General features: G+C 44.2%; 10 protein-coding genes. 1 reads left to right on the forward strand and 9 read right to left on the reverse strand.

What is annotated here, in order from left to right:
- Nucleotides 1–31: 31 nt before the first annotated feature.
- Nucleotides 32–466: a hypothetical protein gene (locus QUA07_RS28950; protein WP_333332432.1), complete on the reverse strand. Its 435-nt coding sequence runs from the start codon at nucleotides 464–466 to the stop codon at nucleotides 32–34.
- 605 nt (nucleotides 467–1,071) lie between these two features.
- Between QUA07_RS28950 and QUA07_RS28955 the strand changes: the two genes are divergently transcribed.
- Nucleotides 1,072–2,811: an AIPR family protein gene (locus QUA07_RS28955; RefSeq protein ID WP_333332434.1), complete on the forward strand. Its 1,740-nt coding sequence runs from the start codon at nucleotides 1,072–1,074 to the stop codon at nucleotides 2,809–2,811.
- Between the two features lie 196 nt (nucleotides 2,812–3,007).
- On the opposite strand, the gene QUA07_RS28960 is transcribed toward QUA07_RS28955, so the two are convergent.
- The 8 genes from QUA07_RS28960 to QUA07_RS28995 all read right to left on the reverse strand — a co-directional run bounded on the left by QUA07_RS28960 (nucleotide 3,008) and on the right by QUA07_RS28995 (nucleotide 10,744).
- Nucleotides 3,008–3,550 (reverse strand): hypothetical protein, encoded by a 543-nt coding sequence (locus QUA07_RS28960; protein WP_333332437.1) that lies wholly within the window; start codon nucleotides 3,548–3,550, stop codon nucleotides 3,008–3,010.
- A gap of 436 nt (nucleotides 3,551–3,986) precedes the next feature.
- Nucleotides 3,987–4,253: a hypothetical protein gene (locus tag QUA07_RS28965; RefSeq protein WP_333332439.1), complete on the reverse strand. Its 267-nt coding sequence runs from the start codon at nucleotides 4,251–4,253 to the stop codon at nucleotides 3,987–3,989.
- Nucleotides 4,254–4,708: 455 nt separating this feature from the next.
- Nucleotides 4,709–7,885: a plasmid replication protein, CyRepA1 family gene (locus QUA07_RS28970; protein ID WP_333332442.1), complete on the reverse strand. Its 3,177-nt coding sequence runs from the start codon at nucleotides 7,883–7,885 to the stop codon at nucleotides 4,709–4,711.
- A gap of 650 nt (nucleotides 7,886–8,535) precedes the next feature.
- Nucleotides 8,536–8,820, reverse strand: coding sequence for a hypothetical protein (locus QUA07_RS28975; protein WP_333332445.1), 285 nt, complete (start codon nucleotides 8,818–8,820; stop codon nucleotides 8,536–8,538).
- A 199-nt stretch (nucleotides 8,821–9,019) separates the two neighbouring features.
- The gene (locus QUA07_RS28980; protein WP_333332449.1) at nucleotides 9,020–9,463 is read right to left on the reverse strand and encodes a hypothetical protein; all 444 of its coding nucleotides are present in this window, start codon (nucleotides 9,461–9,463) and stop codon (nucleotides 9,020–9,022) included.
- An 86-nt stretch (nucleotides 9,464–9,549) separates the two neighbouring features.
- Nucleotides 9,550–9,819, reverse strand: coding sequence for a hypothetical protein (locus QUA07_RS28985; protein ID WP_333332452.1), 270 nt, complete (start codon nucleotides 9,817–9,819; stop codon nucleotides 9,550–9,552).
- Complete coding sequence (locus tag QUA07_RS28990; RefSeq protein WP_333332455.1) at nucleotides 9,816–10,301, reverse strand: hypothetical protein; 486 nt, start codon at nucleotides 10,299–10,301, stop codon at nucleotides 9,816–9,818. The genes QUA07_RS28985 and QUA07_RS28990 overlap by 4 nt, the downstream gene beginning before the upstream one ends.
- On the reverse strand, nucleotides 10,301–10,744 hold the full coding sequence (locus QUA07_RS28995) for a hypothetical protein (protein WP_333332459.1): 444 nt from the start codon (nucleotides 10,742–10,744) through the stop codon (nucleotides 10,301–10,303). Before QUA07_RS28995 ends, QUA07_RS28990 begins: the two co-directional genes overlap by 1 nt.
- Nucleotides 10,745–11,053: the final 309 nt, after the last annotated feature.

An 11,053-nucleotide genomic window follows, 5' to 3' on the forward strand; every position in this document is an offset into this window, starting at 1 on the left:
GGGGGCGTGATTCCTAATTCCCTTTTGGGGTTTACCCTTCAATCATCTCCAAAATTGCCTCAATGTCTGCGAGTGTTACCGCTGATTTCTTACGCTTGGCTTTGAGCCTGTTTAACAAGTCAGCAGCCTCTGGTAGCTCAATTTCAGGGTGCCGGGTATGGTACAGCTCAATCCTCATGTCACTTACTAAATTTTGAAGTCGCTTACATTCACCCTTTAATCGCTTTATTTCATCTATTGAACCGCTTGTATCACGCGATTGAGACTGTTTCTTCTCGACTTCGGAACCACTACGACTATCTGCTGTGTCACGCGGTTCGATTTTTTGATCAAGTTGTCGGGCATAATCTAGGGTAGCGTTAGCCAAGGCGATCGGAACTCGAATGGTGCGAGTTGGGCCACTCTGCCAAGCAGCTTTAAAGCGGGAATCTTTGATTGAGTCTTCGTGTCCTTTAGGGTTTGGCATAACAAATGAATCCCTTGTGTCAAGCGTTTCATTTACCATAACAGTCATGCCAAACAGTGTCAAGCGCGTGACACACGGTTTCTTGATTTCTGGCAACAGTTAAGGAGGGTGGCGGCTATTTTTCCGACGGTCTGAAACCGATTTTCTTCATTTCAGCAAAAATTTAGCAGCCCGTCGAAAAAATCCCGCTAGGGTTTAGGCGGGGAAAGGGTAATTTCCCACTTACTCCAAAACCTTGTTCTAGGCGGGGATACTAAAATTTCCCTGCTCAACCCCTGTAAAAGTTTTAAATGTCATTCTTCCACTACCCACAAGCTGCTTTTTTGAGGTAATTCAGTTTAACCATACTCCGGACAATGCTGTTTAGGGTTTTGAATACCCCAGACAGCAATACGTTTCAGCCCTATGACCACCGCTTTTCCTGGAGCAGCATGGCAAAAATCACCTAATTTAGCTAAAATGTTCCTGAGCTTAGCGTTTGAAAAGTCCTCACAAAGATATTAGCAGCACTATTAGATAGCTTTAAGGGTACAAATAATGGGGATATGTTAAGCTAAAAATATCATTGATTAAAACATCCTTATATCTAAAAAAGGTAGCTGAAAATGCACAAAATTATCTCATCAAGCCTAAAAACTTTTTCTGAAGAACATTGTATTGAATCTATGAATGAAGCCAAACGATTTGAACACTTTGTTAATTATTGTATAGCATCTAAATATTACTCGGGTCGTATAGATACAAGTGGCATCACCACAGGTGATGAAGACCCTGGCATTGATGGTGTAATTATTATTGTTGATGGAGAATTAGTGACAACAGAAGAAGAAATTGACGCTATTTTTGAGTCTCACAGGAGAAATGTTGAGGTTGAATTTATTTTTATTCAATCAAAAACATCGGAGAAATTTGAAAAAAAGGAACTCACAAATTTCGGAGATTGTGTATATGATTTTCTATCCGATCATCCCGAACACTCTTATGATGAAATATTATCTGAAGCTCATAAAATATTTGATAAAGTTGTTGTAAATTTTCATAAGGTTAAACATGGCAAGCCTAATACCAGAACATATTTTGTTACAACAGGGGTATGGAATGATGAAAAAGAATTAAGTGCTGCTCTAAAAGTTAATCAAAAGAAATTAGAAAGTACAGGTTATTTTAATAACGTTGAATCTTTAAAATTAGATAGAGATGAGATTATCACTTTGTTGATTAGCATTCGTCAGCCTGTTGAAGCAAAAGTAAAAGTTAAGGGATGTATCCCCTATGACAACATTAAAGGGGTTGAAGAAGCCTATATTTGTGTAATCCCCGCTAAAAACTTTATCAACTCACTTTTAAAAAATGCTGATGATGATCGAATAAAAAGTGGCATTTTTGAAGAAAATGTTCGAGCTTTTCTAGGCGAGTCTAACTCTGTAAATTCAAGTATTAAAGACACTTTGACTTCAAAGGAAACGAGGGATAGATTTGCGATATTAAATAATGGTATTACTATTGTTTCGCCTGATGTAAGAGTTCAAAGTGATACAATTAGTCTGTCTAACTATCAAATTGTAAATGGCTGTCAAACAAGTCACGTTCTCTTTAGGAATAAAGAGTTGCTAACTGATGACTCAACAATGTTGACAGTAAAAGTTATAGAAGTTAGTGATGCAGACATAATAAATCAAATCGTACAAGCTACAAACAACCAAAGCTATGTTGAGGATGAAAAATTTTTATCACTCAAGTCAAAAGCAAAAAATATAGAAGTCTATTTTAATAGCTGTAATGATGATGCAGGTGACGAGTTAAAGATTTTTTTTGAAAGAAGAGAAAGGCAATATTCAGGACTGAAAATATCAGACTCAAAGATTTTTGATATAAGAACCGTTGCGCGTGCTTTCTCGGCTATGTTTTTAGAAATACCTCATATAGCAGCAAGCTATCCCACACAAATTTTTCAGCAGTCAGAAAATAAACTCTTCCTAGATGAGCAAAATGAGATTGCTTACTACTGTGCAACTCTTGCTCTTTATAAATTTAATAAGCTATTCAATAGTAAAAAACTGCCAAGTGATTTTAGTAAATACAAATGGCACACTTTAATGTTGTTAAAGTATCTCATAAATAATGGAATTAAGACACCCGAATTAAACTCTAAAAAGATAACTCAATATTGCCAAGATATTATTAAGGTTTTGAGTAGTACACGTGAAGATGTTCAACAACCCTATCAAGTATGCGTAGAAATTATAAAAGAAGGTATAGAAAAAGGAGGGTGGGAAAAAAAGGATCGTCTAAAACGTTCTTTACATACTGCAAGATTAAAGAAAATTTTGATGAAAAGGTTCTGAATGCTACTCAATGAGTCTTATGTGTAACTATTGGTTTCAGTTCGTACCGTTTCCATAAATAGCTAAAACCCCTATCTAACCATTTCAATAGACGGGTGTCCTATGCTAGACGAGCATGGCACATATCCTGATTTAGCGAACATTCTAGCTTCTGGAACAAACGCTAGAATGTTTGCGAGCAGGATCGGTTCATTAATTATTCTTCGCTTAAAGGTTTATTAAGCCGTTGTAAAGTCTCTTCAATGTTTATTATGGTTTTAGCACAATAGTTCAACGAAACTTCTGCATCTTTTTTATCAAAACTAAATTTTGACCTAGAAAACAGACCTGATTTTTGATAAACTTCGTCACCTACTGCTGTTGGAGCGAAATATCCTGCCATTTTTCTGTAACGGACATATTGCTCTATATTAATACCTAAACCATAACAAATAGTTATTTCTTCTAATTCTTGTATTCTATCCACTGAATGCTGTACACCATCTTTTAAAGCTTTTATTCCTTCTTTTAATTCCGAGGATACTCCTGAAATCCCCTTAGTAGAATTAATCTGATTTAACTTTTGAAAAGTGTCAAATTTAAAAGGAAATTGACCGAAAAAAAACTCACTAGCTTTCATAAACACTATGTCTAAGGCAGTCGTAGCATAAGAGACAGCTTTTGTATAGTCTTCTTGTTGTATTGCATTGCTAGCTCTGATCAAAAACCCTCTTGCTAGGTCGTTCTGTATTTCACGCATCTTTTTTATGAAATAAAGGAAAAATTTTGTAAACTCATCAATACTAGCATATTGGAGCTTCCCCCTTAACTCCTCTGGATAAGCTAGGAACAGTGCCAGCCGTTGTTAAGCAGAGTTGCCTTACAAATAAGACAAAGTTGTCCAATGAGTAAGACGTTTTGACCAAGAAGTAAGACAACTTCGTCATTTAAAGTTGAGCAAGATTTATTTACTCTAAAAGCTGGCTCAGAATAAGGGCATATCTTGACTCAGGACGTGGAACCGCTAAGGTCATTAAAATAGTCTCAAGCGCGTGACACACAAATTTAAGTGTCCTCAGCCGGACGGGCAGGCGGCTATTTTTCCGACGGTCTGAAACGAGTTTTGTCGTTTCAGCAAGAATTTAGCAGCCCGTCGAAAAAATCCCGCTGGGGGGTTTAGGCGGGAAAACTTGTTTTTAGGTCATCCCGTATAATTCTTTAATTTGGGTATCCTTTTGTCGCTTTTCTTCATTCTTTTTTTGTTCTTGGCGGTCTCGCTCATTTTTTCCTTCTTCGTAACCTTTTGTATATTTTGGGTCGTCACACATCGATTCGTTTAGGGAGTACCCTGCGTACCATCCTAAAGATTCAAGCCATCCTTCCATATATTCTTTATTGTGGGGTTCTTTTGGAAATTCCTGCTTGTGGCAGTCAGTGAATCCGTTGAGCCATGAAGTAGCCATATTTTTACCGATTGATAGTTTGCTCTCTATTATGTACTGCTTACCTATAGAGACAAAAATTTGCGCCCAGAGGTAGAGGTTGACCCCTTTTCTCCCGGACTTCCCATAAACGATGAGTCAGGATAAACAGATCATATCCTGAGCCAGAGCCTGGAACTGCTAAGGTCATTAAATAGTGTCAAGCGCCTGACACACGACTTTAAGTGTCCTCAGCCAGACGGGCAGGCGGCTATTTTTTCGACGGTCTTCTAAATGGTTTTCACTTCGACAAAGACTTAAGAACCCGTCGAAAAAATCCCGCTAGGGGTTTAGGCGGGGATAACGCCAATTTTTCCCCTCACTCCAAAACCTTGTTATAGGCGGGGATAGCGACATTTTCCCGCCTAAGCTCTGTAACCCTTGCTGCTACATCAGGATATCAGCATATCCTGACCCAGGGCTTGAATCACTACAGCTCACGTCGATCCATCCCAGCAAATGTCTTCAGGGAAAGTTAGCATATCCAACCACTCACCAGTCGGGCCCTGATACTGAATTAAGCGGCGTGTTCGCTCTTGACACCACCCAACCGCATGACAGCGAACCCATTGTCCCCATCGTTTGACCCATCCCCAAGCTTCCTCAACAGCAGATACTTCTGCTGTGTTTTCCGCTGTTGGTTCTGTCACAGATGATTGCTGTATTTGTTTATTTATAGCTTCATCTGTGACAACCTCAAAGCCTTGCTGCTCAAGCAATTCAACCTGTTTTAAATCTTCCATTTTTTTGACCAGGCGAACGGCTGTAAACTCAGCCAAAACATCCCAATTTTCAGGAAGGGAGCAGACCCGCTGAGCACCCTTTGAAGTAAGTTTGGTGGTGCCTTCTGGCTGATATCGGTAAGACCAGACGCGCTCAGAACCCTCTCGAATTTGTTGGGCGACCAGTTTGACACCGATACTCGCTAGCAAGCGGTTGATGTAGCGCATGGGAGCCTTCTTGTCGGGATAGCCCAGCACGTTAGCCACAGCTTTTTTCTTGCAGCGCTTGATGAAATCTCGGACTTCTGGAGAGTCAGCAGTCCAGGAGCTGTCAGGGTTTAGGAATTGTTCAATTCCCAGATTTTTTAGGAGTCGCAGCTTCAGCCAGCGATCGGAAATGTCGGGCAAGAAAGTTCGGAGCTGTTGTTTCCACTTGCGACGTTGCAGATATTCGGCATCCTCCTGGTTTTTAAAGAGCCAGGAAGCTTCGAGCTTGCTTAGCAACGCGCGGTCTTCAAACCTGACAAGCCGAACAAACTCCCACGTCCAGAGAGTCGAGCGTTCGATTCCTGGTAGTCGAGCCTTGAGCCGAGCTTTGATGGCTTGACAGCGTTCTGCCCAGGACGCGGAGTAACTGCGTTCTATTTCGAGAGCTTCGTTTAAATCTATATCGTCAGCGTCAAATATTTGTTTGGCTGCTTTGTCGCGACATTCTTGTTTGGCTTCCAAATGCTCGTTTGACTCGGAACTACCAGCTTGTACCCATTGCGGAGCATAACCCCCAGCTTCAAAAGCTTTAAACAGATACCCCCGCAAATCACGCCGCTCAAAGTTCTCTTTAGCCTTGATCTTGCAGTAAGTCTCGTGATGGGGCGATTGTGCCTGTTGGGCGATCGCTTCTCTTGTGGCTGCACTCAGCACTTCGTCAGTCAGAGTCAGGGCTTCAGCCGTTACTCGCTCCTCGATCGCCGCACTGATTTGTTTGTAGTAGGTTGCATCACCGTCTTTAGATGAACCCAAGCCACGCTCAGCAGCAAAAACAGTGATTCGCTCAGGATGACGGACACGGCGGCTCATTTGTAAGCACTCGTCTACACCGATCATCCCAACAAACCAGCAGAACATATCTGAGAATTTGTGCAGGATGGAAATATCTACACCAGATTCTGCTGTAGGAGAATAAATCAACCATGCGGGCTGTTGTTCGCGGATATAGGCGTCAGGGTCAGCCAAAAATTCTTTAGCCCACGCCTCAGTTACAGTCTTGGCTGTGAGGAGAATGCCTTCACCGTGCGAAACCTGTAGAAGTTCTGCCATTGCCTCAGCTTTCTCAACGGAATCAGTAGCTATGGCGGGACAGACAGCGGCAAGAATTTGATGGGTGTACCATTCATCAAATTTCTTGAGGGATTGACCAGCTTCAGGGATGGCAAAAAATACTGGTGGTGTATCGCCCTTGAATAAGTTTTGAATTTTGGTTGCTGCTTTGCCAGAGAGCCGGGAAATGTAGCTGACAACCCAGTCGGCTTGATGCCCATCTGTGAGGACAATGCGATCGCACTTTTGGCAAGCAAGTTCAAAGCGTTCTAGAACCTCAAGCCGTTTGTCAAAGAGCGTTCTGCTTGTCAAAAGGTGCTTGATGACACTTGCAGACTCGTCAATTATCAGGGTGCAGCCTTCAAGCCGTTCTAGGGGGATTTTAAGAAGGGAGTCTACACAGAGAGTTAAGCGAGCGTCAGGGTTCGCAAACATTTTGTAGCCAGCGTGAGCGTCCAGGTGATAACTGCTCAGTTTTTCGGCAAGCTGCAAGCCCAAGCTGTTGCGGTAGGTGAGGTTAATTTGAACGCCCGTTCTGTCTGCCGCTACCTTATTTTTGAGATACTCAGTTTTGCCAGTGCCAAGACCGCTCTTGATAGCCGTGATTTTTCCGCTTCCGGGAGCGTCGGTGTCAAAGTATCGCGAATTAGTGAGGATATCGGGGGAGAACCCACGGTGCATCCGCCACAAGCGCTCGTCCTGCAATTTAGAAAACAGTTCGGCGGCAGACAGCACAGCGTCAATATCGCCACCAGCTACGCAGAAATCATCTACCCCTTTGTGAGGGCCGGGCAAAATTGCAATTTTTGCGATCGCTGTTTTGAACAATTTTGCTAGGGTGCTAGCGGCGCGAAACTCCTGACTCTGGGAATAATCCCCGGCGCGGTGATCAAAGACGATTGTGATTTCACGTTTTGCTGTGTCAAGCGGTTGGAGTGCTGTGTGCAGTTCTCGCGCCGATGCTCGCTGATATTCTGTCCCGTCTGGTTTTCTTACTGTTTCCCCGCGTTCGGTGACTCTGTAACCCGTGTGAATCCCAGGAAGTCCGACCGCTGCATATCCACGAGAAATTAGTGCCGCTGCCTTCTTCTCACCTTCAGTAATTACGATCGGGCAACCGCTGCTAATTACCCAATCCCAAAATCCAAGCGCTTCCCCATCAAGTCCGACGGCTGGGTAGGCAGGCATTGATAACCCAGCTTTAGCCGCAACCCTTCGCCACACTTTGACAGTCACTCGCGCGCAAAAAATTTGTAGGGGCTTCCCTTGCGGCTGAAAGTATGCGCGGGGGCGGCCTTTCTTGTCAATTGCGATCGGTTCCCCAGCTAGTTGCCGGAAGCGACCATTAACTATGAAGCCAGTTGCACTCTCGCACTTTGCATAATTTCTTTTAGCTTTAGTGCTGCCACTGCTGCTATTGGTTTTGGGGTCAATGTCGCGATAAAGCAGGTCGTAGATGGCAATACCGCTGACAGGATCAAAGTTGAAAGTATAGATTTCGGGGTCAATACCAGACTTGACCACGCAGTCCTGAAAACTTAAATCTATACCCTCAATAGGGTATGATGAAGTCATGATCTTGGCTCGCCGTAAACGAGCTTGAGTACCAAGACCGCTGTGTCAGGTTCCAATTGATAGCAGCGGTTTTTGGTATTTTTATGGTTGCTGGAAGATTTGTGTGCTGGAAAACCAAGCACTACAACAGGAACCGCTTTTAGCCGTCAAAGGAAGAATATTGACGGTAAAAGCTAGTTCTCCTCGTGCGAATGAGGAACCCTCCAGCTTGTTGTGAGATTGGTGTGTTGCATTTTTCGCACGCGTGGCATCCCGGTGCCACCTGTTTCCCAAGCCTCTGAATCGCCGCCTTTCACCAACCTATCTTGAAGTGTTTCTTGAGCCTCTGTCACGCACTGCTCGATACTCCCTACTCCAAGACATCTCTAAGGGTTGTCTTCTGAATTAATCCCACTCACGCGGGGTTAGGACTCCACCAATCGCCGTTTAGGTCTTTTTTTTCAGATAACCTGGCAGAATCTACGCGACACTTGAATCAACGTAGCCAGGACCTCTTTCTGTAATTCTGATTCTACCGCTTGCCTCGACACAACTGTCAACCGTTTCACTGAGTTTCAGTAGTGTTAGAGGGTGACGGTTATTTTTCCGACGGCAATAAATTCCCAATAATAAGCAGATATTGTCACCCGTCGAAAAAATCTCGCTTGTAATTACCAGTTGCTGTTCCTATATCGTTGGTTGTACAAACGGTAGTCAGGGTAAGGGATTTCCTTAATAGCGTCATATCCGGGAATCGAAAACTCTTCTCCTTCGGTATGGAAAGCTATATCAGTGGGAAGCTGTCCCTCATTGCAATCCATAAACTGCACTACTCGCAGAATCTTATCGACATAAGCCGCAGGTACACGTATTGTTTTTGTTTTCCCCCCGGCCCATCTGTGAGGACGCCCAGCCCCCAGCCTCTTCCCACCGTGTTTTATTCCTTTCTGTTTCATAATCAAGTTTTTCGTGTATAAAGTAACACAATCAAAAATCTCTCAAATCCTTTGTACCTCGTCCTCCTAAGTATTACATTTTTACTTTTTACCTTTTTTATATACCGGGTATCACTCAACCCGGTTGCAAGTTAAGCAAGCAAGCAGCAAGTCGCGGCCGGGGGGCGGGCCACAAGAGCTGTCCCCCGGCCCACGTTCTTCATCCTCCTTCATCTTGTATTAAACGTTTGTACTCAGCATCAGCAGCCTTGTATTTCTCTGAACCACCTTTCGAGGCTCCCCAAATTTCGAGAATGATTTTCGCCTTGCTGTACCCCCGAGCTTGCAATTGCAGGATGCGTTCTCGGAGTTCGTTATCGGCGTTCTCAGCTAGCTTTCGTTCTGCCTCCTCTTCATTCTCAGAACTCAGTGCTAAAGCGCGTTCTAGGAGTTCTCGGTTGGCGTCGGTAGCTAGTAAAAGTTCTGCCTCGGTTCTACGTTCTTGTTCGGATACATAGGCTGAAACAGCGAGTTCATCTGCCACATCGGCATTGATAGCTCGCTCTTTCATTGCCTCGAATTCCTCAGCCTTAGCGACCTTAAGAGCACATCGGCGAGCTTCAAAACAACAAGCAAACCCAGACACCAGGGCGGTGCCTTGCATAAAATTGTGCAGAGGTATTTTGCGGGAAAAAACAAATGGTGGCGCTAGCCAAAGGGTAAGCCCAGATATGGACAGTACGGAAACTTTCAGGAGCGACATAGCATGACCCCCACGCCGACCAAAGCTCCGATCGTGCTAGCAATCAGCCGAAAGCGCAACTGTATCAAATTGATTTTTAGCAGTGCTACGAGAGCATCATCTAGAATCCAAGCGCTGATACTGACTACTAACTTGAGAGCAAATAATGCTTGTACAAAATGCAGGAGCGAGAAATGCAGCGATGCCAGCCAGCAAAGGAAACTGGAGGCAATCGCACACAGCAGGAAATTGTTACCGAGTGCGACCGCCTTTATCATTGCTCCGTACCTCCGAGCAGTTTTGCTTTGATAGCTTCAATCCGCTCGCTGGCTCGATTTTCTGCCTTTTCTAAACCTATACCCAGGCGGGCATAACCAGGACGCAAGCCGTGCAAGTGCTTAGCTAAGCCCACATCAGCTTTTTTCTTCGTGAGTTCGCCAGTGGCAACGACTTTTTCGTACCCTCGATGCGCTTTGTGTACCTTTGCATCAGACTCCTCAATCTGACCTAGCGATTTGTAGGCTTTTTTGGCGTGACGAGCGTTTTGGGTTTTTTCTTTTGCCAACTTCTTCATCGCGTCCGCCTCTTCCTCTGTGAAGTAGCGCGGAGCATCCACTACGGGCGTGGTGCGGATACTGGTAAAGTTGCCGGGGTTGAGCGGTGTGATAACGCTAGCATCTGTTGGAGCGCTCAGCTTCTCATTCTTGCTGCTGATGGCGTCGCTAACTTCGCCACCGAATAGTCGGGTCATTGTTCCCATTATTTTGTTGCTCCAATTTGAATGTTGATTTTGATGGGAGGGAATAAATTCAGGGGGTTAATTTGACGCCAGAGACTCATAGCCAGCACGAACACGCCCGCTGATGCGAGTAGTAGCGCAACCAGTTGTCCAAAATCCACCCAGTCTAAGAAGCTGGAATCATGACGGGGAAAGCACACGGGAAAGGAACCATCATTAGTCCAGCCCAAGGTGTCTACACTGTCTACAGTTTTGTCTACAATGTCTAGCGTGTTGTCTAGTGTGATGTCTAGCATTGTGTCAAGCGATTCACCCTCGACGAGGTAGAGTTTGAGCAGTGTTTCCCAAGTAGCAGTTTTTGAAAGCTTGCCGAACTGTCTGGCATCTTCATTGGTAAAACCGCGCTCAAATGCGATCGCTTTTAATCGGTCAATCCGTCGGTAGCTGGTAAGAGGTTTACTCATGACAAAACCCCACCAACTCCGTTAAGAGTTGCGATCGCCCAGAAATGCGATCGGCTGAAACTGGCATAATTGTTAGGCTCCAAACGTACTAACTCTACGGTTTGGGGAAGTTCGTGGTTAGTTCAGTGGTGGTACACTGAGCTACCGCGCATCAATCTTCCTTAATTACTTACGATCGCAGCTTCGTAGAGAAAATACAACCCTGCAATTGTAAAGTTTTGTGCGAGTAATACCCCTTTTTAGGGGGCGTGATTCCTAATTCCCTTTTGGGGTTTACCCTTCAATCATCTCCAAAATTGCCTCAATGTC

This window comes from Microcoleus sp. T3_A4 (genome assembly GCF_036700465.1).
Lineage (GTDB): Bacteria > Cyanobacteriota > Cyanobacteriia > Cyanobacteriales > Microcoleaceae > Microcoleus.

Bases quoted from the DNA above. Each gene is read 5' to 3' on its own strand.
- QUA07_RS28975 (WP_333332445.1), bottom strand. From the start codon at position 8,820: ATGAAACAGAAAGGAATAAAACACGGTGGGAAGAGGCTGGGGGCTGGG.
- QUA07_RS28970 (WP_333332442.1), bottom strand. From the start codon at position 7,885: ATGACTTCATCATACCCTATTGAGGGTATAGATTTAAGTTTTCAGGAC.
- QUA07_RS28965 (WP_333332439.1), bottom strand. From the start codon at position 4,253: ATGGCTACTTCATGGCTCAACGGATTCACTGACTGCCACAAGCAGGAA.
- QUA07_RS28985 (WP_333332452.1), bottom strand. From the start codon at position 9,819: ATGATAAAGGCGGTCGCACTCGGTAACAATTTCCTGCTGTGTGCGATT.
- QUA07_RS28960 (WP_333332437.1), bottom strand. From the start codon at position 3,550: ATGCGTGAAATACAGAACGACCTAGCAAGAGGGTTTTTGATCAGAGCT.
- QUA07_RS28995 (WP_333332459.1), bottom strand. From the start codon at position 10,744: ATGAGTAAACCTCTTACCAGCTACCGACGGATTGACCGATTAAAAGCG.
- QUA07_RS28955 (WP_333332434.1), top strand. From the start codon at position 1,072: ATGCACAAAATTATCTCATCAAGCCTAAAAACTTTTTCTGAAGAACAT.
- QUA07_RS28950 (WP_333332432.1), bottom strand. From the start codon at position 466: ATGCCAAACCCTAAAGGACACGAAGACTCAATCAAAGATTCCCGCTTT.
- QUA07_RS28990 (WP_333332455.1), bottom strand. From the start codon at position 10,301: ATGGGAACAATGACCCGACTATTCGGTGGCGAAGTTAGCGACGCCATC.
- QUA07_RS28980 (WP_333332449.1), bottom strand. From the start codon at position 9,463: ATGCAAGGCACCGCCCTGGTGTCTGGGTTTGCTTGTTGTTTTGAAGCT.